We start from the raw sequence: 24406 nt of genomic DNA, 5'->3' as shown, positions 1-24406 counted from the left end.
AAGAGATGGTATAATACATTTATAATAAGATGCGAGATTAAATTTAGGAGAGAAGATATGAAAGAAAAAGAGCGTTTAATTATAGAAGCGGCTATGAAGTTATTTGCGACTAAGGGTGTAAATGCAACGTCGGTACAAGAAATCGTCACCACTTGTGGTATTTCAAAGGGAGCTTTTTATTTGTACTTTAAATCGAAAGATGAGCTTTTATTAGCGACGCTTCGATATTATTATGAAAAAATCCAAAAGAAAATGCTGGATATTGAAAAAGAGTCTTTACTACCACGTGAAAAATTTGAAAAGCAATTATACTTTCAGTTTACTGATGTGCAAAAACATAAAGAGTTTATTATTATGCATGCAAGAGAAAATGCCATTCCGTTTAATAAAGAAGTGGAAGAATTTATGATGCGGATGAAGTTAGAGTCTCATGCATTTTATCGGAATAGTTTATTGTCCATTTATGGTGAAAAGGTTATGCCATATTTATTGGATTTAGTAATTATGGTAGAAGGTATATGCCGTGGGTATTTAGAATTAATTATTTTACAAGCACTAGAAATTGATTTGTCCTATGTATCGATATTTATTTTAAAAAGGATAGATCATTTAGTAGATGGGCTCATAGAATCTTTGGAAGAACCTGTTCTACACGAAGAAGGGCTTGGGGAGTTTGTTTGTAAATCAGACCTTATTAAGGAGCAAGTTAAAGAACGTTTTTTAAAAGAAATCATTGTGTTTAAGCGAACATTAGCTGATCAATTAGAAGATGATGAATTGCTTGTTACATTAGATGTTTTAGAGTCAGAAATGAGGTCAAACCCTAGAATTCCAGTCATTCAAGGGATGTTATCTAACTTAGAGGTATATCCAAATTTAAAGGAATTTCGCTTGCGGATTATGGAGTATTACAATATAAAAAGGTAACAATGATGGCTTTCATTGTTACCTTTTTATTATATATTCACTATTTCTTTTTTCTGTACAGTCTCTTCTTTTTCAAGGTTAATTGTTTCTTTTACGATATAAATTGGACGGTTTTTACTTTCGTCATAAATACGAGCAATATATTGACCGACGATTCCAAGGCCAAGTAACTGAATACCGCTAAAGAATGTAATAGCGACCATAATAGATGCCCAACCTGTTTGCGTACCAGAGCCAATAATTTTCACAGTAATTGTATATACTAAGACAATTATTGAAATGAGAACTGATAATAAGCCTAAAGTCATAACTATACGTAACGGTTTTGTTGAAAACGCAATAATGCCATCAGATGCAAATTTAATCATTTTCTTCAATGGGTATTTTGTTTCACCAGCAAAGCGCTCGTCACGTTCATATTCAACATACGTTTGGCGGAAGCCAACCCAAGACATCATCCCACGAATGAAACGATTGCGCTCAGTCATTTGATTGAAAACATCAGCTACTTTACGATCGATGATTCGGAAATCACCAGTATCTTTTGGGATATCGATATCGGACATGTAATTTAAGAATTTATAGAAATACTTAGCTGTTAAAAGTTTAAACCAAGTTTCACCTTTACGTTGTTTACGTTTTGCATAAACAACTTCATATCCTTCTTCCCATTTTGCAATAAGTTCAGGAATAACTTCAGGTGGATCTTGTAAGTCTGCATCTATAATTACAATAGCATCACCTTTTGCAGCAGCAATACCAGCTGTAACGGCTACTTGATGTCCAAAGTTACGCGCGAAATTAACGATTTTTGTACGGTAATCATTTGATGCAATCTCAGATAAGATTTCCATTGTACGGTCTGTGCTACCGTCGTTTACAAAGACAAACTCGTAATTAATATCATTTTGAAGCATAACGGACTTTAAACGGTTATAACATTCCTGCGCTACTTCTTCCTCGAAGTACATAGGAACTACAACCGAAATTAATTTTTGCATGTTGTATCCTCCGTAGTTTTAATAAGTTGTTTAAGTTTAATTAGTAGCCTTTTCAGTTTGGTTGAATGTCCAAATTTTATTAAGGACAAAATTGATAACCATTCCGACACCAATTGCGAAAATCTGTGCAATTAGCGCATTAAAGGCAAGTTTATCTACTAATATAAATAAACATAATGTATTAAAAGCCAATACAATTAAATTTACAGTTAGAAATTTAAAGAACATTGACGTGCTTTTATTATTAGGTTTAAACACCCAATTTTTATTCCAATAGTAGCTATTGGCAACACCAATTAAATAGGCAATGGTATTCGCAATAAGGTAGTTCATCCCAAATTTTAATAATATCCAAAAGCTAATAATTGTAATGAGCGTATTAAAGATTCCTACTAAACCAAACTTTAAGAGTTTCTCCATAATATTATCCTCATTTTTATAAAATATATAAATTTAGGTGGTATAGGAAAAAAGATACCAGTAGATAGTATAACATATTTTTGAACTTCATATTATTTATTTATAAGAAAGTATCTCCAAGGTTGAAAAGGAGGTACTTTGCACTTAATTTCTTTTGAATTTTCGAACGTATTGAAAACATACGTATATCCCATAACTTTGTATTATGCTGAAACTTGGTATTATGAAATACCTGTATCTAGTTTGGTATTCAATTAATAGATGAATTAATACATATCCAACAATTAGTAGTAAGAATAATGTGTAATGAAGATTGTCTTGTTTTGTTACTATAAGGTAAAGAATCGCTATTATTCCGAAGAACATCGCAGCTGTATACATATAGCGCTCATATAGAATAGCATTCTCTTTTAAATCTTGCATCCCATCCAGAATTTCAAAGTTAGGTGTATATAAGCTCCATGATGGTGAAGAATCGGTATCACCCCACATAAGTGCAAACTTCTCTTCAAATAATGATATAACCTTGTCCTTGTCAGCTAATCGTTCTTTAATAATTTTCTTTTCTTCTAAAGTGCGTTCTTCGCCAATCTCTAGAGACATAATATGGCCTGCGTCTTCATGGGAATACCCACCCTTTGTTTCATGGTTAAGACCGACTACAAATTTCCAAAGAGGATCGCGATTCGATAATGGATATTGTGTAATTCCAGAAGAGATAAATGCAAAGCTTATCATGTAGTGAACTAAGTAGAAAACAATAAAAATCCCACATAATTTCTTAAAAGAATTGAAAATGATTTTTTTAGGTTTCCCCAGCATTCCATGTAGGAAGATGTAAATAGCAACAGCAATTAAAATTAACATACCAAGTGGTCGCATAATGTCCCCTAAAGATAATAAGATACCAATAAAAATCCACATATATTCACTTTGCAATCCTTTAGTTACTAATAAATAAAATCCAAAGTAAAAGAAGAAAGTAGCTAGATGTTGATTTGTTAACACAGAACTTAGCATAATACTTGGAATATATAATGCATACATCAATCCAGCGATACGTCCGGACCATTCATTAAATGTTTTCGCAGTGATTTTATAAACAAATATTGTAGTTCCCGTACAAAATAGGACATTTAAAAATTGTAAAGCGAATATTCCTTCTCCAAAAATCTTTATAATGAGCGCTTCATACATCGTAAATCCAAGTTGATACACCCACGAAGTGAAATATATAGTATTTGTAAAACTAAAATCACCGTGGGCAGCTTGAATAGCGCTATTATACATTATTGCAAAATCTGATAAAGGTACGCTTGGTATTTGTAGAATCCAAATTAAGCGAACGATAAAAGCTAATAAAGTAAGTGAAATCACGAATGTTAGCGATGACATATATTTATTTATTAAGCACGCTACTATAAGAAAAACGAGCCCAATTCCAATCATAATAGGAAGACTTACTGAATTTGGAACGTCTAGTTTATCGCTAATTGTGAGATATGATTCCCACGTAATCCATGACAAGATAATGAGACATAGTATTAATAAAGATTTAGTCAAAAAAGAATTGATTCTATTAAATGCTGTAATCGGCATTAAATTTATACACTCCTTCAAATCAATTATATTTTAGTAGTTGAGAATATTCTACTCTTGGTATGTAGAGTATCACCTAAAAGAATACCATGATTAGTTTACTTATCAAAATACGCCCGGGGCTATATAGGAGATGTATTTTATATTTTTATTAGGACGGAATATAAAAATACATTTTTCTTACATAGAAATTAATATGTAAGAAAAATGTAGTGGAAAGTTATGAATTGTGTTGCGACCATTCTTCAACATTCCAAACTTTTGTTATCCAATCTTCATAAAAGTCTGGTTCATGACACACTAAAAGAATTGTTCCTTTGTAAGCTCTCATCGCTTTCTTCAATTCTTCTTTTGCTGTAACATCAAGGTGATTTGTTGGCTCGTCAAATAGTAACCAGTTGCTCTCTTCCCCCATTAGCTTACATAAACGGACTTTCGCTTGTTCGCCACCACTTAATTGGCTTAGAGGACGAGAAATATGTTCGTTTTTTAAACCGCACTTTGCCAACATTGCACGTATTTGATGTTGGTCTAGGCTAGGGAACGTGTTCCAAACATCATCAATCGGTGTTATATTATCAGCTTTCACTTCTTGTTCGAAGTATGATGGGTTTAAGAAATCACCAAGGCTTGTTTTTCCGCTTAATGGTTTGATTTTACCTAAAATCGTTTTTAATAGTGTAGACTTACCTACGCCATTACATCCGACGATTGCAATTTTTTCACCGCGTTCAATTGTCATTGTTAGTTTTGGTAATAACGGGTGTGTATATCCAATTTCTACATTTTCTCCTTCAAAGACGAATCGGCTACTTGCGCGACTTTCTTTAAACGAGAATTCAGGTTTAATCGCCGTCTCAGGACGATCGATACGTTCCATACGATCGAGTTGTTTTTGACGACTTTTTGCACGACCTGTCGTTGAGTAGCGCGCTTTATTCTTCGCAATAAAATCTTCTTGTTTTTTTATAAATTCTTTTTGTTTTTCATAAGCATTAATATGTTGGTTTTTATTAATTTCCGCTAGCTCTAGGAATTTTTCATATGTCGCTGTATAACGCGTCATCTTTGTGAATTCTAGATGGAAAATAACATCGACACATTTATTCATAAATTCCGTATCATGGGAAATTAATAGGAATGCGTGTGGATATTCTTTTAAATAATTTGTTAACCAATGAATATGTTCAACGTCTAAATAGTTGGTAGGCTCATCTAATAGTAATACTTCTGGTTGCTCAAGTAGTAACTTTGCAAGTAATACTTTTGTACGTTGTCCACCACTTAATGCAGCAACATCACGATCTAAACCAATTGCGTCAATTCCAAGACCGCGCGCTGCTTCCTCAATTTTCATATCTAATAAATAGAAACCGCCTGCTTCAAGAGCATCTTGTATTTCCGCCATTTGCTCAAGGAGTTCTTCTAATTCTTCAGGTGTAGCAGTTCCCATTTTTTCTGTAACTTCATTTAAAGCTTTTTCTTTTTTAAATAAAGGTAAAAATGCATCTGCTAATACGTCACGAATTGTACGGCCAGGTGTTAAAATTGTATGTTGGTCTAAGTAACCATAATTTGTGCCAGGTGTCCATTCGACACGCCCTTCATCATGGATAAGTTCACCAGTAATTATATTCATAAATGTTGATTTACCAACACCGTTTGCTCCAACTAATCCAACATGTTCTCCTGCGAGTAAGCGCATGGATACATCTTTAAATAATGTACGATCACCAAATGTATGGCCTAATTTTTCAACAGTTAATAAGCTCATAATGTCCTCCGTTCAATTCTAAATAGTGTCTTGAATCATGATACTAAATTCTTCGATATAATGCTATCATTTCAAAAAATGTATATAAGTAAACAAAGCAAGTTTCTCCTCATAATTTGGAAGAGAAACTTGCTTCGTTGTTGTTTATCTGCCTAGCTTTTTATTCGCAAACCCTAAAAGTAACCTGCGTATTTGTGGGTCAATTGCAAGACCGATAATGCCGTACAATATACCAGTAAGTGTTAAAGCTACTAGTGGTGGTAAGTTAATTAACACAGTACGATATAGAGCGTAACTGATTATAAATGCTAGTGCATTGAATATTGTTCCTTTGAATAGTAATGTAAAGCCTTTACGAGCGAATAAAGTAAAGCCGATTAATAATGTAATCTCGGTAAGGATAGCAGCTACAGCTGCTCCCATCATTCCAAATTGGCTACCTAATACGATGTAACTTATGACAGCAACAGCTAATCCAATCCCCATCGTTGTCGCACGCTTCCACTGTTGACCAATTGTCGTTAAATTATCAGCAAGTGGGTAGTTGATAGATTGTAAAATGACCATAAAGGCTAAAATTGCAAGAGCGTCACCAGCTGGGGCATACTCTTCACCTAATAAAGTAACAATCCAAAATCTTGGATTAGCGATGAATGGGATAGAAATCCCCATTCCTAAGAAAGACATAAGCTTTAATTCAAACAGAGATAGTTTTCTATGTTCATCAATATTTTTTTCATTTCCAAAAGCAAATAACTTTGGATAAAAGGCTGCTGCAATTACACCGGGTATTTGATAAAGTACAGCGGGTATTTTAGAAGCAGCTCCAAAGAATCCAACTTGCTCGTACGTTGAGACTTTTTCTAATATAATAGGCCCTAACTGTGGCAAGAGCATAATGATAATGCCATTGATTGTGAAAATCAGCAGTTGATCTAAAATCCCTTTGTCCCAGCCCTTATGAACTGTCGTATGGCGAATTACCATTATAAAGGCGATGACACCTGTTACAAGACTGGATATTCCGTACATGGCAGCGACCATCATAAGTGACCATTTAAATGACATTCCTAGTAGAAGAGCAGCTGCGGCTGTTACACCTTGTATTACAGAAATAATGGCTGTAAATTGCATACGTTCTGTTACTTGGAAGTAAGCCATCCCGACACCTTGTAAAGTTGCTCCAAACATTGTTGGTAGTACAACCCAATATACCATGGCGCGTAAGTAGGCATCTGTATAGAAGAACTGAGCAAAAATAGCGAAGAGTACAGAAATTACGACAGCTAATACGAAACGAATGCGTAAATAACTACTGATTAGTACGCTAATATTTGCATCCTTTCTCGTTCCTTCACGCATAAACGTATGTGTCAAACCTGCATCTGTGAAATAACAAATAACAGCGGAAACTGCTAATGCAGTTGTAAACATCCCATACTCACCAGGAGAAACGTATCTTGCGAAGAGAATCGTCGCGATAGCAAGTACAAATCGAACAGTAATATTTCCTACAAATAGGTAGGAGGCATTTTTAAGAATCTTATTTGTTTTCATGAGAAAAAACCTTTCTATTCTTTAGGACCTTTTTCGTTTGTCCTATTTGTAAATTTGATTTGTTTACGGAAACAGAGATGAGTACTATATTTTCAGTTTAAGAAAACAGAAATTTAATTCGTACAAACCAAAGCATTGCATATAGTTTTTTACTACGCTTTCCATTTTTTGAATAGATTTTACGGCAATATTTCTTTATATCTTTTTTGATTAATTGAACTTGGGCATTATTTAATTGAGAGTTTTCTTTAATGTATATACAAGCATTATTGATAACCGTATAAGGGAATAAATAAGTCTCAAGAATCTCAATAAGTGACTGAGGGTCTTTCGTAATGAAGTCTTGAGATTTATTATGTACCCAGTCTTTCATACGATTGAATACTTCCAGTTCTTTAGTTGTTTTTAATTCGTAATCTTTATATTTAGAAGAAAGATTTCCTTCGGATAAGATTCTATAATATGTTAAATATTCATCCACATAGCATACATTTGTCACACTCATTAGTTTAAATAAAAACTCCAAGTCTTCTCCCCAGCTACATCCTGGTGTAAAACGGATATTATGATTCATTGCGATAGAGCGTTTGAAAATCCAAGTACTTGTTTGAGCAACAACTTGGTGTGTTAAGAATGCTTTTGCCATATCACCTTTAATAAAGTTTGTTGTATGCTCAATCTTTTCGCCTGTTTCTTCGTAAAAATTCATATAACCACAATAGCACGCATCCATGTTGTTTTTATGCATACTCTCGATTTGTTTCTCAATTTTAGTTGGATGCCATAAGTCATCACTATCAAGGAAAGCGACGTATTCCCCGCTAGCATTTTCAATCCCTGTATTACGAGCTACTGAAACGCCTTGGTTTTTTTGGTGAACGTATTTTACTTGCCCCGGATATTTTTCTGCAAGATTTTTTACGATAGAAGGTGATTGATCTTTACTTCCATCATCTACAATTACAATTTCAATGTTTTTATATGTTTGATCCAGTATTGACTGCATTGTGTCTTCAATATATTTTTCTGTGTTATACAGAGGTATGACAACAGAAACAAGTTGTTTTTGTTCCATCATAGAATTTTTATCTCCTCAAATTTTTTATGTCTTGCACCATATATACAAGCCTTTTGAAAGGAAGAGGATTACAAGAACATCTGTATCAGTTTAACGCATATAAACTTTGTAAATCAACTTTCTATTATTGTACTTTGTATACAAAGTACAATAATAGAATATATTTTCTTGTGAAAATATATAAATAAAATTTGAAAATTATGTATTTTAAGGGGGGATATGAAATGTTAAGGCGATTTGCTCTTCGTTTTGCAACTTTACAAACACATGGTGCAGATTTGACTCTAGCTAGCGATGATATAGGTTATCAAAAAATGGAAACTATTTTATTGGAAACAGGAATGTTAATATATCATGAGCTTGATAAACCACCTATTCATATTATGCCAGGTTTTCCAGTGTTTTTAGTTACTGTATTTTACTTTTTTGGAAATGGTAATAAAGGCCTTTTTGTAGCTAAATTAATTATTATCCTATTAGGAGTACTTATTATTTTACTAACTTATAAGATTGGTACTTATTTATTGAATCCCGCTGCAGGATTAATAGGTGCTTTCTTATTAGCGGTGTATCCTCCAGAGATTGTTGTGGAAAATTTAACTTTAACAGAAGGACAGTTTCTATTCTTTTCATTGGGATTATTATATTGGAGCTTAAAATTAGCTGATACTCATAAAACGAAACATTTTCTACTTTTTAGCATTGTACTTACGCCTACAAGTTGCTTTATATCCAATACTATTATTTATATATCTTTTAATGAAGCGCTATCCATTCCGCATTATGATGAAGCAAGCGATAGTATTTTTTATAATAAAAAATACATGCAAGGAAGGACCTGTGCATGTATGATGAGAAGATTATGTTAAATATTCCAAGGCTTACTTAAAGTTAAAACTTCAGCCATCTCTTTACTTTTTAAACGTCCCTTTTTTCGGTTTTCCGCGCGTTCTAAACCGGTTGTGTGTAACCAATGTTCTTCCTGAGTTTCAGGTAGTACTTGTGGTACGGACGAAGGTTTTCCATCTTTTATAGCCACAAATGTAATGAAGCAAGTAGCAGCAATTCTACGCTCGCCTGCTAATAAATTTTCTGCGATTACTTTTACGAAAACTTCCATTGAAGATTTCCCTGTATAACACACAAATGCTTCATAACAAACAGAATCAGCTTGGTGAATTGGAGTTAAAAAATCAACTGAATCAATAGATGCTGTTACGCAATGTTTACGACTATGTCTTGCAGCCGCAATTGAAGCAATACTATCAATTTCTGCTAATAATTTCCCTCCAAAAAGTGTTTGGTGATTATTTAAATCGTTAGGAAAAACACGTGTTGTCTTAATTGCTTTAGATTCTCGCATGAATTTCTTTTCCATATATTCAGCCCCTATAGTCTGTTTTCAATCAGAATAATATGTGTAAGTGGAGTACTCATATTAGATATTTAATGAAGTAAAGTGTATTCCAAAAGAGGATTATTTAAACTTCTGTATTTGTATTCATGTAACTGAAAGAAAATTTATTTGATCTAAAATGTAGTGTAAAAGAGGATTCGCTTACATTGCAAGTAAAAAGTAATGACTATGTATTCGTCATAGAAATTCCCTATCAGCCGTGCACCCATTCATGATAGAATCATTTTGTTATGAATGGAAATAGAGGTGCAATGGACATATGAATCATATACAAACAAATTTTTCATCTTTCTTCAATAAAATTACGATCGGTGCGATGCTCGCATTTTTCGCTTATAGTTGTTGGGTAGCATTTGAGACAAGTAAGCAATTCTTTGGAGGAAGTACAACAAGTGTAACAATCATATTGGCAATTTTCGTCATACTTATTTTGTTAGTGGCATCAATTCTACAATATCGTTTTACAGATAAACAATTTCTTATTTTTCTTATAAGTATATCTATAGTTGTGAGGCTTAGTATGCTGTTATTTGTAGATGCTCCAATAATTGGTGATATGAAAGTGATGTATGAGTCTGCAAAGCAGATTGCAATTGGTAATAATATAGGGACTGTAACTCATTTGCCTTTTATTATATATGAGTCAGTAATCATTCGTATATTCGGTGATACATTATTCGCTTTACAACTATTTAATGTGTTATTTTGCGCAGGAACCGCATTTTTTATTTATCGTATTGCGGCAATGGTTTTTGGAGAAGAATGCGGTCGTATTGCTTCTATATTTTATGCTCTGTATATTCCAAATATATTGCTGAGTTCCGTATTAACTCCTGAGTCACTTGCAATATTTTTATTTTATTTTGCTTGTTACATACTTTTATATAAAGGGTTAGATCATCCTTATATGTGGGTGTTTTCAGCGGTTTTATTTGCATTTAGTAATATGATTTTCCCGATAGGATTATTTCTTCCTATTTTTATCACTGTATATGTATTATTAATTGAAGTGTCTCAATCAGCAACGAAACAAAAAGTGTTACTAAAGATGGTAGGGATACTTATTCTATTTTATAGTACTCATTTTGGTGTGAATTATGGAATTAAGGCAATGGGATTGTCACAATATACGATTTCGAATGAGACGTATGTTCAATCTGTCTTAATTGGAAAAAAGAAACATGAGGAAAAAATATCGAAAAATCAAAGTGTAACAGAGCATATTGATCAAAAGTTAAAAGAGATTGAGGGAGAAAGATTTAAACTTTTAGAACCGATGATAAATCAGTTTTCAGATGAGGGGATAAATTCTATTCTTTTCAAATGTGAAAAACTGATATATATAGCCGTAACATTGTTTATGACTATAGCTCTATTGCACTTCCTTATTAAGAAACAACAAAATGAAGGGTATATGTTGTTCTTATTTTTAATTAGTGGCTACGTATTGTTAAGGCTTTTCCAAGTAGATATGGCATATTACAATGTAATTATGCCGGCATTGTTTATTTTGCAGAGCTTTGGTGTTTATATGAGTTATGTGTATTGTCAAAAAATATTTTTCAGAAAATAAAAAGAATCCATTCTGGATTCTTTTTTTTTGATGGAAGATGAAATTTAGTAGTCAGTGCAAAATGGAAAGTATGCCGGACCTGAATTTTATTCCGCTATTTTCCGGACAGTCAGACCCCACCTCAAAATCAGCGAAAGCAAAGAAGTTAGGTGGGGGCGGACTGCCTGTAAAAGCCCGATTGTTGAGGGCTGATTAAAGTTTCACTTTATCTTATCGATTTAGTTCTAGTTGTAAATTATCGGCTGTTAGAGCCATTTGTGAGGAATCATCTTGAATTCCTTTCATTACTTGTGAAATAGCTTGTAACTCATGTTCAATTTTCTTATTCTGTTCTTTTGAGTTAGACATATCTTTTACAATTTCTTGGAAGTATCGATCTGTTGCCGACATACTATCGGTTCCTTCTGATACGAGAGAGCTAATTTGTTTCACGGAAGACGAGACACGGATAATTTGTTCATTTGTTTTTTCGACGAGCTTTGTAACGTTAAAGATAGATTCTTTCGTTTGCTCTGATAATTTTCGGATTTCACCAGCAACAACAGAAAACCCCTTCCCAAATTCTCCAGCACGTGCAGACTCGATAGCAGCATTTAGTGCGAGTAAATTTGTTTGCTCCGCGATTGATTTAACGATATCTATGATTTCGTTAATTTTGTTAGAAATATCAAGAAGTTCATGAGTATCTGTAATAATCGTTTCCATATTCATTTGAATAGATCCCATTCGTTTGTTTTGCTGGTTTAATTGTTCTTTCCCTTTATTCGCTTTTTCTTCAGATGTTGTAGCTAATGATGTACCTGTTTTAGCAATCTCTACAATAGTTTCAGACTTAGCGGTTAGTTTTTGAATAGAAGAGCTTGTCTTTTCAGATACAGCAGCTAGTTCTGTTGCGATATGCGTAATTGTCATAGCAGTTAGTTCTTTTTCTTTCTCATGCTCTTTTTGCATTCTTTCATATTCAGATTCATAAGCTGCAAGAACAAGTTCTTGTTCAAGAGTGAATAATTTATTTATGACATTTATAGAATAGGAAAAATCATCGATTGTTGTTATTTTTGTTTGCAAAATCTTCATGATAGAGCGGAATAATTCTTGATAAGCAGCAGTATACCATTTTCGATGTAAACCAATTTGCACATGTCTTTTGGCAATTCTAACACGCTGTTCAATGAAATCTTCATGCATATTGCCGCTGAATAATTCTTTAATATGTGTTTTTAAAGTTTGTTTTAGTTTTGGAATAGAGCTGTAACGTTCAATAATAGTAATTAAATTAGGTTGTTTTGTAATGTTGGCATAGAATTTTTCAGTAATCCAATCAATTTCTGCATAAATAAAAGGCTGTAGTACTTTTACAACTTGTAAATCTTCTTTTGAAATATGTAGCATATCCATTTGAATTTTCAATTCAGAATTAGTAGGTACATTAAAAGTTATTTGTTGGTCCTTACTTAATTCGATTATACTGGCATTTGTTTTATTAATATTTTTTCTGAAAACCCCAAGCATCATTCTTCCCCCTGTATATAAAACGTTTTCAATTTTAAAACTAATATAGAGTAATTATATATGCTTATATATAATTACTCTATATTAGTTCGTTGAATAGTATATAAATTAAGAGAATTCTAGATAGAATTCTCTTAATGGCCTTTATTAATTTTAGCATGTGTTTTAAAGAAAACAGGGAAATGCACATTATATATTACAGTGACGACACGAATAACGAATGTTACTAATAAACAAACATAGAAAGCTAATACGTGCGCCCCCATAGCGTATGTGATTAGGAAGCTAATTGCTCCTAAGATAGAAGCGATTGCGTAAATCTCTTTTCGGAATACGTAAGGGATATCTTGAGCACAAATGTCACGCAAAATACCGCCTCCAATACCTGTAATAACTCCCATTGAAACAACTAGAAATGAGGCGTCAACATGATGTGACATTGCCGCATTTGCACCAATAGCTGTAAAAACGCCTAATCCAACAGCATCAGAAAGCATAATAACGACTTGAAGTTTATTGATACGCTCAAAAAACATACAAGTAAATAATGCTGATAATACACTTACGAAAAAGTAAATGGGTTTTACAAATGCGACAGGGGGCAGGTTACCAATCATGATATCACGAATAATACCGCCGCCGAGCGCAGTAGCTACAGCTAAACAAAGGACACCAAATAAATCTAAATCTTTTTTTAAACCAACTAATGTACCAGAAATGGCAGCGGCGATAATGCCAAGAAACGTAAATATATCGATTAATAACATGGCCTTAATCCCTTTCTCTTAAAGATGTTCCAGAGAAAAAATATACACTAAAGTATTGGAAATAACAATTACTTTTCGTTACATGTATAAAAACGGATAAAATACATAAAGAAAGCGTTTGAAAATGCTTAGGAGAAAACGAAGCAAGGTTAATCTTTAGTTGTAGGATAGCCGAGTGGGTGTTTGTATGTAATTATTAAATTTTATATACTTATAAATAAATTAAAAAATGTTACTATAATGCTGATAATAAGTGGAAGAGTGTTAGATAGTTTTTATAGAGATAGGGAAGAATAGCTAAAGGATAATGTTTTCTAGCACTACTTAAGCTGAATTTGGTTAGTTTCGGCATAAAAATAAGTTCTCAATTTAAATATGAGTTATGTTATAATTGCTAGGTGTGTTTTAACGATAATAAATTATGATTAAAAGATAATGTTAAGATTTTGTATGGAGGTCTTGGAATGTTAGCAAATCAAGCTAGGGTTAGATTTGAGCATTTTTTGCTCTTTTTTATTATTTTACAGCCTGTTTTAGATTTATTAACGTCTCTTAGCATCACTTTATTAAAGTCAAATGCTACCGTTGGAATTTTAGTAAGATTCCTTATTATGGCTGTTGGTGGTATTTACATTTTAATTCAGGCAAAAGAGAAGGAAAATAGAAAGTTTTTAATTTATCTTATATTATTAGCCGGCGTTTTAGGGATAGGATTTATTAATAACAAACTAGTTAAGGATCCTATTGTACTTAGTGAAGAAGTTAAATTCGTTGCGAAAGCATTATATATATATATTATGCTGGGATCATACATTTTAGCTTTAAAATCATTGAAAACGAAAGTTAATATTAGTGATAAGGTTCGAAATAGTATTGTATATTCTACATTAATCATTAACGCAATTATGGTTATTTCTATTTCAACATCTACTGACTTTGGTAGTTATGAATGGATGAAGGTTGGTTCTCGAGGTTGGTTCTATGCAGGGAATGAACTAGGTTCAATCTTAGCTATTATTTTCCCTATTGTGGTACTATATTCTATTCAAAAAACAAAGAGCTGGAAACATATTTTATATTGGATTCCATCACTTTTAATGATTTACTCATTAATTCAAGTTGGTACAAAAGTAGGAATGGGCTCAATTGGTGCTACGTTGGCAGCAGCAATCGGGATCATTGTACTACAATTATTATTTAATAGAAAAAATCCGAACAAAAAATCTCTTGCACTTAACGCAGTAATTGCTATTGTCCTATTAGCTGGTGTAGTTGGGACGTTTAAACAAACACCATTAGCACAAAATATGGGCATTCATAATAATTATTTATCAGAGCAAAATGTGGCTCAGCAAGGCCAAAAAGAACAAGAAATTAAAGATAAGTTGAAAAAAGAACAAGAACTTAAAGCAAAAGAAGAAAATCATCATAAAGTTGAAAAGCCAGAAGAAAAGGCGAAGATAGAAGAGGAAGTTAAGAAAGAACTTGAGAAAGAGCAAAAGAAAGAAAATCAAGAAAACCTTATTTTCAGTGGACGTCAAGTATATGAAGAAAGACATAAGCAGTTCTTTAAAGAAGCGCCAATGTCACAAAAGTTATTAGGAATGGGTTATGCAGGTAACTTTAAATACAATGAACAAAAGCAGCCAGATCCAAAACTAATTGAAATGGACTTCCATGATTGGTTTTACGATTTCGGGATTATTGGCTTTGTATTACTAATGATTCCATTTATTTATTACGGGCTAAGAATTCTACTAGCATTTGCTACGAGATTTAAGGACATATTTAATATAAAATATGGAATGATTTCAGCAAGCTTATTGTTAGCGTTAGGTATTGCTTATATTGCAGGACATATTTTAACAGCACCAGGAGTTGGAATTTACTTTGTAGTGGTGTTAGCTTATCTAATAGTAGACCTAGAAATTGAATGATAAAAATAAAAGCTAACTTTTGTTAGCTTTTATTTTTTAGTACAGTAAAATAAAAATAGATGGAAACGTAGCGAGGATTTAAAGGAGGAAAAAATATGAGAATATTGCATATGAATGCAGGAGCAGAAGATGGGGGAGGGAAAACACATATTATTTCACTTCTCGATCAGTTTCCAACTGGTGAAGTAGAATTAGCAGTATTTGAAGATGGAATTGTTGCGAAGGAAGCAAGGGAGTTAGGGATAAAAGTCCATGTGTTTTCACAAAAATCGCGCTATGATTTATCCATTTTAAAGAATATAAGTGAATTTATTAATAAAGAAAAATTTGATGTAGTTCATACACATGGTCCTAGGGCTAATTTCTATGTTTCTTTAATGAAAAAGAGAATAAAGGCAAAATGGGTAACGACTATTCATAGTGATCCATTTCAAGACTTTACTAAACAGGGCTTAAAAGGTTGGATTTTTACGAAATTAAATTTGAAAGCCTTAAAAAATATAGACTTATTTTTCGTTGTAACAAATAGATTGAAAAAAAGCTTGGCAGCATTAGGCATTTCAAATGACAAGATGCATGTTATTTATAATGGAATTGAATACGATCAGGAAAAAGCAGAAGGCTATAATAAAAAAGAAATGTTCAATATTGATGAAGATGTATTTACGGCAATCCAAGTAGCACGATTACATCCCGTCAAAGGACATGAAGTTTTATTCGATGCGTTACAACAAACAAAATTAGAGAAAATTAAAGTATTATTAGTTGGCGATGGCCCATTAGAAGAAAATCTAAAGTCATTAGCTACTGAAAAAGGGATTAACGATAAAGTAGAGTTTTTAGGACATCGTCAAGATGTAAAACAATTATTTGCGTCGTCACATGTAAATTTATTAACTTCCCATAGTGAAGGGTTCCCACTAGTTTTATTAGAAGCGGCAAACCAACGTGTACCATCAATTGTGACTAGGGCTGGAGAAATTGAGCCATTAATCGTAGATGAAACTTACGGATGGATTGTGCCAACAGGTGATGGAAAGGCATTAGCATTAGCTTTAGAAGAAGCGTATGATAAGTGGAAAACGGGAGAATTAGCAGCAATGGGTAAACATATTTATGAGCATGCTACTATGAACTTCTCACTTCAAAAACTATATGAAGATACAAAAGAAACATATAAGCAATTAATAGCGAAAAACTTGTAATGATAGAGAGGATAGTTAACTATGGCAGTACAAACAGTTGATATTCTAGGCGTTCCTTTTTCTACAATGACAATGGATGAAACGGTCCAATATTTAAAAGAACAACTAGAGGCGGAACGAACTCATACGTTTCAGGTAGTAACAGCAAATCCTGAAATTGTTATGTGCGCAAAAAAGGATGAAAAGTTCTATCAAACATTATTGAATACAGATTTAATTACACCTGATGGTATTGGGGTTGTAAAGGCAAGTGGTATGCTTGGTACACCTTTAAAAGAGCGTGTAGCAGGTTTTGATTTAATGTGTAATTTACTTGCGAAGTTATCAGAAGATAGTAAACCAGTATCTGTTTTCTTATTAGGTGCAAAGCCGCATGTTGTACAAGCTGCAGCAGATCATTTAACAAAGACATATTCAGCTGTATCCATCGCCGGTACACAAGATGGTTATTTTAAACAAGAAGACGAAGAGAATATTATTTCTCGCATTCAAGAAGCAAAACCAGATTTATTACTTGTTGCACTCGGTTTCCCGAGACAAGAGAACTTTATCCAAAACAATAAGCATCGTTTAGAAACGAAAATGGCTGTTGGAGTGGGTGGAAGTTTAGACGTATGGGCTGGAGAAGTAAAACGTGCACCAAAATGGATTCAAGCGATTCATTTAGAGTGGTTTTATAGATTATGCAGTAATCCAACACGCTGGCGTCGTCAGTTAGTATTAGCGGAATTTTTAAAAGAAGTAATGCGTTCGAAAAAGTAGCGAAATATCGCTGCTTTTTTTATTTGTTCATTTTTAATAAATTGAAACTTTAATGAGTGAGGCATCCCTACTGATTATTAGCCCTCACCAATCGGGATAGACGTTTTACTTTTTGGGAATGATGAAGGAGAAATTTTTTACACAAAAGTATTTTACTTATACAATTCACACATGTAAAATGATGTGTAAAGACACCTGTGTGAGGAGGACTTCTAGTGGGCAAGGTAAAAGAAATTTCGAAGCGCAAACTACTTGGTATAGCTGGGCTTGGATGGCTATTTGATGCAATGGATGTTGGAATGCTTTCATTTGTAATGGTAGCCTTGCAAAAGGATTGGGGATTAACGAGCCAGGAAATGGGCTGGATAGGTAGTATTAACTCAATCGGTATGGCAGTAGGAGCGCTTATTTTTGGGATACTATCAGATAAAATAGGGCGAAAATCAGTCTTTATTATTACATTATTATTATTTTCTATCGGTAGTGGTTTAACTGCGTTAACGACGACACTCGCGATGTTTCTCGTTTTACGCTTTGTAATTGGTATGGGGCTTGGCGGAGAGCTTCCGGTTGCCTCTACACTAGTATCAGAGAGTGTTGAAGCACATGAGCGTGGGAAAATTGTTGTGTTATTAGAAAGTTTTTGGGCAGGTGGATGGTTAATTGCAGCTCTTATCTCGTATTTTGTTATTCCGAAATATGGTTGGGAAGTTGCGATGGTATTGAGTGCAGTTCCAGCACTATATGCTTTATATTTAAGATGGAATTTACCGGATTCCCCAAGGTTCCAAAAAGTTGAAAAAAGACCATCTGTTATTGAAAATATAAAATCAGTTTGGTCTGGGGAATATCGTAAAGCAACAATTATGCTATGGATTCTATGGTTTTGTGTTGTCTTTTCCTATTATGGAATGTTCCTTTGGTTACCGAGTGTAATGGTGCTAAAAGGGTTTAGTTTAATAAAAAGTTTCCAATACGTACTTATTATGACGTTAGCTCAACTTCCAGGGTATTTCACCGCTGCTTGGTTTATTGAACGTCTCGGTCGTAAATTTGTTTTGGTTACGTATTTAATCGGGACAGCTTGCAGTGCCTATTTGTTTGGGGTTGCGGATTCATTAACAGTATTAATCGTGGCAGGTATGTTACTATCCTTCTTTAACTTAGGTGCTTGGGGAGCATTATACGCCTATACACCTGAGCAGTATCCAACCGTTATTCGTGGTACAGGTGCAGGAATGGCAGCAGCGTTTGGGCGTATTGGTGGTATTCTTGGACCACTATTAGTGGGGTATTTAGTTGCCTCAGAAGCTTCACTATCATTAATATTTACGATTTTCTGCGGATCAATTTTAATTGGTGTATTTGCTGTAGTAATACTTGGACAAGAAACGAAGCAACGAGAATTAGTATAAAGTGAAATTTTAAATGTATGCCTGATCGTTTATTACCCTACACTACTTGGCTCTTTCTAGGCAGTTAATGTAGGATAAAGGGGGAGAGGAAACCGAAGGGGTTTCCTTTTTTCTGTTTTTTTAGATAAATAATGGTATAGTAAGAAAAAGGGATTATTTCTTATAAAAGCGAATGTATACAGCAGGACATATGGACAAAGAATTAGGTGGTTGAAGAAATGAAAATTTTACTGATCATGGAAGAGGCAGAAGAGAGAAGAGAGTTAGCTGAAAATTTCACTGAAAATATGAGAAATGTAGAATGTTTTGAAGCAAAGACAGGAACAGAATCTTTATTTATGATGAAAAAACATATACCAGACTTTGTTTTTTTAAGTTCCAAATTACTAGATGGTACTGGTTTTGAATATGCAAGTTTATTACGAGAAATAAATTGCTATACAAAATTTATTTTTGTAGGTGAAAACATAGAGGAATCTATTACAGCTTTTCGTTTCCAAGCATTTTATTATTTATTACGACCATTTCGTGAAGAAGATTTACAATTTCTTTTATATAAAATAGGTAAAGAACAAGGTGAGAAAGCAAAGAGTTATTTGCGGAAACTACCGATAGAAAGTCAAGAAGGTATACGATATATGCTTCCAGAAGATATTGTATATGTAAGTAAAAATAAAGAAAATAAAACTGTTTCAATTTACACAACGAATAATCAGTATATTTCAACATATACACTTCAGGAATTAGAAAATAAGCTAAATGCATATGATTTTTTACGTGTGCATAAAAGCTATTTAATTAATATGTCATATGTAAAAGAACTGAAACCTTATTATAATGGCACGTATAATTTGTATTTAGATAGGTATGATGAGCAACCGATTCCAGTCAGTCGTAATTATGTAAAACGCCTTCGAAATAACATTGAATTATAGTAGGTAATGAGAGTATTTTAACATGATAAACTGAAAATCCTTCATGATAAGGAGGATTCAAGTTAAATATTCAGAAAATTTAGTACAATCTCCACTAAGAAATAGTATTGGGGGAATTGTATGTGAAGACATTGAAATCGATCTTACTTTGGGGCGTTATTACAGCAGTAGGAGCAGGTGCTTTTGGGGTAATAGCTTTATCACAAGGTGAAACCATTAATGCTGTATGGCTCTTAGTAGCTGCCGTATGTGTATATGCAGTTGCTTATCGTTTTTATAGTAGATTTATAGCGAGAAAGGTTTTTAATTTAGATGATAATCGGCAAACACCAGCCCATACATTAAACGATGGGAAAGACTATGTTCCGACAAATAAGTGGGTATTATTTGGACATCACTTTGCAGCAATTGCTGGGGCGGGACCTTTAGTAGGACCGATTTTAGCAGCACAAATGGGATATTTACCAGGGACCATTTGGATTATTGTTGGGGTAGTTGTTGCGGGGGCTGTTCAAGATTTTGTCATTTTATTTGCTTCGATGAGACGTAATGGTAAATCGTTAGGAGAAATGATTAAGGATGAGATTGGACCTGTTACAGGACTAATTGCAATGATAGGTATTTTAGGAATTATGATTATTTTATTAGCAGTATTAGCGTTAGTCGTAGTAAAGGCACTGATCGGAAGTCCTTGGGGAATGTTTACGATAGCAGCAACGATTCCTATCGCTATTTTAATGGGAGTTTATATGCGCTATATTAGGCCTGGTCGTGTTGGAGAAGGGTCAGTAATTGGTATTATCCTACTTATTTTATCTCTTGTTGGAGGACAGTATGTAGCAGAAAACCCAACACTTGCAAGTATGTTCAAATTTAGTGGTGAAACAATTGCTATTATGCTTATTGTATATGGATTTATTGCATCTGCATTACCAGTTTGGATGCTATTAGCACCACGTGATTATTTAAGTACATTTTTAAAAGTTGGAACAATCGTTGGATTGGCGATAGGTATTTTAATTGTAGCACCCAATTTACAAATGCCAGCAGTTTCGCAATTTATTGATGGAACTGGTCCTGTTTTCTCCGGCAATTTATTCCCGTTCTTATTTATTACGATTGCCTGTGGTGCGGTCTCTGGATTCCATGCTCTCGTTTCATCTGGTACAACTCCAAAAATGATTGAGCAAGAGGGACATGCACAGCCAATTGGTTACGGAGCAATGTTAATGGAGTCATTTGTAGCAGCGATGGCAATGATTGCAGCTTGTGTATTAACGCCAGGAACTTATTTTGCGATTAATAGTCCGGCGGCACTTATTGGTACGGATGTATCGCAGGCAGCTCAAGTTATTTCTTCATGGGGATTTGCTATTACACCAAATGAATTAAAAGAACTTGCTGTAAATGTTGGAGAGCAAACAATTTTATCACGTACAGGTGGAGCACCAACGTTAGCAATAGGTATGGCATATATTTTCTCACAAGTAATAGGTGGAACGGCGATGATGGCATTCTGGTATCATTTTGCCATTCTTTTTGAAGCCCTATTTATTTTAACAACGATTGACGCAGGAACTCGTGTAGGACGATTTATGATTCAAGATATTTTAGGGCATGTATATAAGCCGTTTGCGAAAACAGATTCTACATTAGCTAATGTAATAGCTACAACGTTATGTGTATTAGGGTGGGGATATTTCTTATACCAAGGGGTAATAGATCCGCTCGGTGGAATTAATACATTATGGCCACTTTTCGGTATTGCAAATCAAATGCTAGCAGGTATTGCATTATTACTTGGAACGACAATTTTGTTCAAAATGGGGAAAAAGGCGTACGTTTGGGTAACACTTATTCCAACTGTGGGATTGCTTATTGTAACAATGACAGCTGGTTATCAAAAGCTATTTCATGAAAATCCTAAAATCGGATTTCTATCTCACGCGAAGGTGTTTCAGGGAGCGTTAGATGAAGGGAAAGTGTTAGCACCGGCTAAAAATGTTACTCAAATGAAGCAAATTATTTTTAATGATTATATCGATGCAGCGCTTTGTGGGATTTTTATGATAGTTGTAATCGCTGTGTTAATTTCAGCACTTCGAATTTGGATACAAGTATTAAGAAATAAGCCAATGCCGTTAAAAGAGGCACCATATATTCCTAGAGATGAAAGTGAGTCGAGGAACTATGCTTAAAAAGCTGTGGCAAGTATGGGGGGAAAGGAAGCGCTTTATTAGTTTGCTCGTTGGGGTACCAAGTTATGAAATATACGTAGAGCATATGAAAAAGCATCATCCAGAAGAAGAGATTGTATGTCAAAAGCAGTTTTTTGCTGAGGCACAAGAAGCAAGATTTAACGCAAAGGGTGGAAAAATATCACGCTGTTGTTAATGAAAAAGGGCGAGTTTTCGCCCTTTTTATTTTTTTTGCTGTTTCACGTGGAACAGCAAAAAAAATAAACAAAAAACTTTGGGAATTATAGGGATTTCGTATACAATAAAGTGAGGAAGGGGATAGATGGAAAAGTAGGGAGATTATTTTATGTTAAGGGACTTATTTGTAAATACAACAATTATTATTTCCTTTATTTTTGTTGGAGGTCAGCTTTTAAGAGATAAGCCGTTAAAAGAAGGATTCTCTTTTTTGCAGAAGTGTGTAATCGGTATTTTTACTGGAATATTAGGTGTACTGTTAATGCATTTTGGTGTACACATTGAAGATATTATGTTGGATTTACGTTATTTAGCCGTTATTTTGGCAATTATAGTTGGAGGTCCGGTAGCTAGTAGTATAACAGTTACTATAATTTTAATTACTCGGCTAATTTTTACTGAGTACTCTTTAGCTTCCGAATTGGCTTGCTATACAATTTTACTAAGTGGAATTGGTGTTATCTTTATTGCAAGAATACAAACTTCGATTACGTTAAAGTTAGTATGGTTACACGTATACTGCCTTTCTATTTTGATAGTACCGATGTATATATTATTTAATGATATATCTGTAGTTGTACTATATTTAATTTCAAGTATTACTACAGGTTACATAACATTCGTAAGTACAAACTATGTTTTACAATCCAATGAGTTATTTCAAAAGATGAAACAATACGCAACGATAGATGCATTGACAGGTTTAGGGAACGTAAGACAGTTTGATTTAGAGATGAATCGTCATATTAGTAATAAGAACATGAAAAATGATTCGTTTTGTTTACTACTTATAGATATTGACCACTTTAAGTATGTAAATGATACGTACGGGCATCCTGCAGGGGACGAAGTGCTAAAACAAGTAGGATGTATTTTACGAGAAACTTCACAATTTCCAGATTTGGCTTTTCGAAAGGGTGGAGAGGAGTTTGCACTTTTGATACCGAATAAGGGATTAGCTTACGGAATTCTTACGGGCGAGCAAATTCGTACAGCTGTTGAAAGTCACTCATTTCAATTGTTAGATGAAACGAAAATAAAAATTACAGTTTCGGTGGGGGTTTCAGAATATGAAGAATCACCGGAGCAATTTATTCAAGCGGCAGATGATGCGTTATACTACTCGAAACGAAATGGTAGAAATAAGGTCAGCTCTGTATCTTAAAGATAAGATGACCAGAAGACATAAAGCTTATAAAAAACACTCACAGAGGCAATGTATGAACTTTGTGAGTGTTTTTTATTTATATATTAGACAAGTTCTTTTGATACAACAAATTTACGATATGCACCATGGTGAGTTGGACCTACGTATTCGTTAATTTTGAATGAGTAACGAATAGCAGCTGTGATGAATTCTTTAGCAGTTTTTACTGCTTCTTTCACAGGTTTTCCTTTTGCAAGTTCTGCTGTAATTGCAGCAGAATATGTGCAACCTGCGCCGTGTGTATTTGTCGTATCAATTTTTTCTGATTCTAGAAGGTCGAATGTTTCTCCATCATATAGGACGTCGATTGCAGTTTCCGTACCAAGTTTGCTACCGCCTTTAATTAGGACGTATTTCGCACCTAAAGCATGGATCTTTTTCGCTGCTTCTTTCATGTCTTCAAGAGAATTAATCTTTACGCCACTTAATTGGTAAGCTTCAAATAAGTTTGGTGTTACAACTAATGCCTTTGGAACAAGAACGTCACGTAAGCAATCATTAGTTTCAGGATGTAATGCTTCATCAGCACCTTTACATACCATAACAGGGTCAACTACTACATTTTTGAAATTGTGCTTTTCGATTGTTTCTGCAACCATTTCAATAATTTCTACTGATCCAAGCATACCTGTTTTTAAAGCGTCTACGCCAACACCTTCAATTGTTGTTTCTAATTGTGGTTTTAATGTAGAAGCTGGGATTGGAAATACGTTATGTGCCCAACCGTTATGTGGATCCATCGTTACGATTGTTGTAAGAGATGTCATTCCGTATACGCCCAGTTCTTGGAATGTTTTTAAATCTGCTTGTATACCAGCACCGCCACTTGTGTCAGAACCAGCGATAGTAAGTGCTTTATTTAATGTCATTATGAAAGCCCCCTCG

Annotated in this window: 20 protein-coding genes and 2 pseudogenes; 11 read left to right on the top strand and 11 right to left on the bottom strand. The window is 33.9% G+C overall.

Annotated elements, in window-relative coordinates; translation table 11 throughout:
* Positions 1-57 precede the first annotated feature (57 nt).
* Positions 58-927, top strand: a complete 870-nt coding sequence (locus AC1Q8M_RS23490; protein ID WP_000659599.1) for a TetR/AcrR family transcriptional regulator — start codon at positions 58-60, stop codon at positions 925-927.
* A gap of 29 nt (positions 928-956) precedes the next feature.
* Here the strand turns inward: AC1Q8M_RS23490 and AC1Q8M_RS23485 are convergent, their stop codons facing one another.
* The 6 genes from AC1Q8M_RS23485 to AC1Q8M_RS23460 form a co-directional block, all read right to left on the bottom strand.
* On the bottom strand, positions 957-1928 hold the full coding sequence (locus tag AC1Q8M_RS23485) for a glycosyltransferase family 2 protein (protein WP_001170716.1): 972 nt from the start codon (positions 1926-1928) through the stop codon (positions 957-959).
* Between the two features lie 36 nt (positions 1929-1964).
* Entirely contained in the window at positions 1965-2348 is a 384-nt protein-coding gene (locus AC1Q8M_RS23480; protein ID WP_000413280.1) for a GtrA family protein, read from the bottom strand.
* Between the two features lie 144 nt (positions 2349-2492).
* Complete coding sequence (locus AC1Q8M_RS23475) at positions 2493-3947, bottom strand: glycosyltransferase family 39 protein (protein ID WP_001122909.1); 1455 nt, start codon at positions 3945-3947, stop codon at positions 2493-2495.
* 220 nt (positions 3948-4167) lie between these two features.
* Positions 4168-5721, bottom strand: a complete 1554-nt coding sequence (locus tag AC1Q8M_RS23470) for an ABC-F family ATP-binding cassette domain-containing protein (RefSeq protein WP_000055383.1) — start codon at positions 5719-5721, stop codon at positions 4168-4170.
* 144 nt (positions 5722-5865) lie between these two features.
* Positions 5866-7278, bottom strand: a complete 1413-nt coding sequence (locus AC1Q8M_RS23465; RefSeq protein ID WP_000856145.1) for an oligosaccharide flippase family protein — start codon at positions 7276-7278, stop codon at positions 5866-5868.
* A 97-nt stretch (positions 7279-7375) separates the two neighbouring features.
* Entirely contained in the window at positions 7376-8356 is a 981-nt protein-coding gene (locus AC1Q8M_RS23460) for a glycosyltransferase family 2 protein (RefSeq protein ID WP_000970511.1), read from the bottom strand.
* Positions 8357-8556: 200 nt separating this feature from the next.
* Between AC1Q8M_RS23460 and AC1Q8M_RS23455 the strand changes: the two are divergent.
* Positions 8557-9160 (top strand): annotated as a pseudogene (locus AC1Q8M_RS23455) (4-amino-4-deoxy-L-arabinose transferase); the annotation flags it as partial.
* Between the two features lie 61 nt (positions 9161-9221).
* Here the strand turns inward: AC1Q8M_RS23455 and AC1Q8M_RS23450 are convergent.
* Positions 9222-9734: an acyl-CoA thioesterase gene (locus tag AC1Q8M_RS23450; protein WP_000412126.1), complete on the bottom strand. Its 513-nt coding sequence runs from the start codon at positions 9732-9734 to the stop codon at positions 9222-9224.
* Positions 9735-10032: 298 nt separating this feature from the next.
* Here AC1Q8M_RS23450 and AC1Q8M_RS23445 point away from each other — a divergent pair, with 298 nt between their 5' ends.
* On the top strand, positions 10033-11346 hold the full coding sequence (locus AC1Q8M_RS23445; RefSeq protein WP_001015628.1) for an ArnT family glycosyltransferase: 1314 nt from the start codon (positions 10033-10035) through the stop codon (positions 11344-11346).
* Positions 11347-11556: 210 nt separating this feature from the next.
* Here AC1Q8M_RS23445 and AC1Q8M_RS23440 read toward each other — a convergent pair whose 3' ends face one another.
* From AC1Q8M_RS23440 to AC1Q8M_RS23430, 3 genes and pseudogenes are all read right to left on the bottom strand, one after another.
* On the bottom strand, positions 11557-12258 hold the full coding sequence (locus AC1Q8M_RS23440) for a methyl-accepting chemotaxis protein (protein WP_372430521.1): 702 nt from the start codon (positions 12256-12258) through the stop codon (positions 11557-11559).
* A 54-nt stretch (positions 12259-12312) separates the two neighbouring features.
* Positions 12313-12858 (bottom strand): annotated as a pseudogene (locus AC1Q8M_RS23435) (protoglobin family protein); the annotation flags it as partial.
* A gap of 134 nt (positions 12859-12992) precedes the next feature.
* Positions 12993-13625, bottom strand: a complete 633-nt coding sequence (locus AC1Q8M_RS23430) for a trimeric intracellular cation channel family protein (RefSeq protein ID WP_000924377.1) — start codon at positions 13623-13625, stop codon at positions 12993-12995.
* A 464-nt stretch (positions 13626-14089) separates the two neighbouring features.
* Here AC1Q8M_RS23430 and AC1Q8M_RS23425 point away from each other — a divergent pair, with 464 nt between their 5' ends.
* The 8 genes from AC1Q8M_RS23425 to AC1Q8M_RS23390 all read left to right on the top strand — a co-directional run bounded on the left by AC1Q8M_RS23425 (position 14090) and on the right by AC1Q8M_RS23390 (position 23479).
* Positions 14090-15562 (top strand): O-antigen ligase family protein, encoded by a 1473-nt coding sequence (locus AC1Q8M_RS23425; protein WP_000880753.1) that lies wholly within the window; start codon positions 14090-14092, stop codon positions 15560-15562.
* Between the two features lie 95 nt (positions 15563-15657).
* Positions 15658-16767, top strand: a complete 1110-nt coding sequence (locus AC1Q8M_RS23420; protein ID WP_053563282.1) for a glycosyltransferase family 4 protein — start codon at positions 15658-15660, stop codon at positions 16765-16767.
* Positions 16768-16788: 21 nt separating this feature from the next.
* Positions 16789-17529, top strand: coding sequence for a WecB/TagA/CpsF family glycosyltransferase (locus tag AC1Q8M_RS23415; protein WP_000290751.1), 741 nt, complete (start codon positions 16789-16791; stop codon positions 17527-17529).
* A 215-nt stretch (positions 17530-17744) separates the two neighbouring features.
* Positions 17745-18944, top strand: a complete 1200-nt coding sequence (locus AC1Q8M_RS23410) for an MFS transporter (RefSeq protein ID WP_000521106.1) — start codon at positions 17745-17747, stop codon at positions 18942-18944.
* 218 nt (positions 18945-19162) lie between these two features.
* Positions 19163-19879, top strand: a complete 717-nt coding sequence (locus AC1Q8M_RS23405) for a LytR/AlgR family response regulator transcription factor (protein WP_000698259.1) — start codon at positions 19163-19165, stop codon at positions 19877-19879.
* 122 nt (positions 19880-20001) lie between these two features.
* Positions 20002-22077 (top strand): carbon starvation protein CstA, encoded by a 2076-nt coding sequence (cstA, locus tag AC1Q8M_RS23400; RefSeq protein ID WP_492334198.1) that lies wholly within the window; start codon positions 20002-20004, stop codon positions 22075-22077.
* A complete protein-coding gene (locus AC1Q8M_RS23395) occupies positions 22070-22273 on the top strand; it encodes a YbdD/YjiX family protein (protein WP_000914502.1) in 204 nt (67 codons plus the stop codon). The genes cstA and AC1Q8M_RS23395 overlap by 8 nt, the downstream gene beginning before the upstream one ends.
* A 150-nt stretch (positions 22274-22423) precedes the next feature.
* On the top strand, positions 22424-23479 hold the full coding sequence (locus AC1Q8M_RS23390) for a GGDEF domain-containing protein (RefSeq protein ID WP_098365849.1): 1056 nt from the start codon (positions 22424-22426) through the stop codon (positions 23477-23479).
* A gap of 86 nt (positions 23480-23565) precedes the next feature.
* Here AC1Q8M_RS23390 and pdxK read toward each other — a convergent pair whose 3' ends face one another.
* A complete protein-coding gene (gene pdxK / locus AC1Q8M_RS23385) occupies positions 23566-24390 on the bottom strand; it encodes a pyridoxine/pyridoxal/pyridoxamine kinase (RefSeq protein WP_000174252.1) in 825 nt (274 codons plus the stop codon).
* Positions 24391-24406: the final 16 nt, after the last annotated feature.

This window comes from Bacillus sp. GW823-FHT06A10, from assembly GCF_058795375.1.
The sequence above is the reverse complement of the archived record's forward strand: the minus strand, read 5'-3'. Positions and strand labels throughout refer to the sequence as shown.

Coding starts and splice junctions, on each gene's coding strand:
- AC1Q8M_RS23445 (WP_001015628.1), top strand. CDS start 10,033: ATGAATCATATACAAACAAATTTTTCATCTTTCTTCAATAAAATTACG.
- AC1Q8M_RS23425 (WP_000880753.1), top strand. CDS start 14,090: ATGTTAGCAAATCAAGCTAGGGTTAGATTTGAGCATTTTTTGCTCTTT.
- AC1Q8M_RS23415 (WP_000290751.1), top strand. CDS start 16,789: ATGGCAGTACAAACAGTTGATATTCTAGGCGTTCCTTTTTCTACAATG.
- AC1Q8M_RS23395 (WP_000914502.1), top strand. CDS start 22,070: ATGCTTAAAAAGCTGTGGCAAGTATGGGGGGAAAGGAAGCGCTTTATT.
- AC1Q8M_RS23430 (WP_000924377.1), bottom strand. CDS start 13,625: ATGTTATTAATCGATATATTTACGTTTCTTGGCATTATCGCCGCTGCC.
- AC1Q8M_RS23490 (WP_000659599.1), top strand. CDS start 58: ATGAAAGAAAAAGAGCGTTTAATTATAGAAGCGGCTATGAAGTTATTT.
- AC1Q8M_RS23405 (WP_000698259.1), top strand. CDS start 19,163: ATGAAAATTTTACTGATCATGGAAGAGGCAGAAGAGAGAAGAGAGTTA.
- AC1Q8M_RS23390 (WP_098365849.1), top strand. CDS start 22,424: ATGTTAAGGGACTTATTTGTAAATACAACAATTATTATTTCCTTTATT.
- AC1Q8M_RS23465 (WP_000856145.1), bottom strand. CDS start 7,278: ATGAAAACAAATAAGATTCTTAAAAATGCCTCCTACCTATTTGTAGGA.
- pdxK (WP_000174252.1), bottom strand. CDS start 24,390: ATGACATTAAATAAAGCACTTACTATCGCTGGTTCTGACACAAGTGGC.
- AC1Q8M_RS23440 (WP_372430521.1), bottom strand. CDS start 12,258: ATGACAATTACGCATATCGCAACAGAACTAGCTGCTGTATCTGAAAAG.
- AC1Q8M_RS23470 (WP_000055383.1), bottom strand. CDS start 5,721: ATGAGCTTATTAACTGTTGAAAAATTAGGCCATACATTTGGTGATCGT.
- AC1Q8M_RS23475 (WP_001122909.1), bottom strand. CDS start 3,947: ATGCCGATTACAGCATTTAATAGAATCAATTCTTTTTTGACTAAATCT.
- AC1Q8M_RS23420 (WP_053563282.1), top strand. CDS start 15,658: ATGAGAATATTGCATATGAATGCAGGAGCAGAAGATGGGGGAGGGAAA.
- AC1Q8M_RS23460 (WP_000970511.1), bottom strand. CDS start 8,356: ATGATGGAACAAAAACAACTTGTTTCTGTTGTCATACCTCTGTATAAC.
- AC1Q8M_RS23450 (WP_000412126.1), bottom strand. CDS start 9,734: ATGGAAAAGAAATTCATGCGAGAATCTAAAGCAATTAAGACAACACGT.
- AC1Q8M_RS23485 (WP_001170716.1), bottom strand. CDS start 1,928: ATGCAAAAATTAATTTCGGTTGTAGTTCCTATGTACTTCGAGGAAGAA.
- AC1Q8M_RS23480 (WP_000413280.1), bottom strand. CDS start 2,348: ATGGAGAAACTCTTAAAGTTTGGTTTAGTAGGAATCTTTAATACGCTC.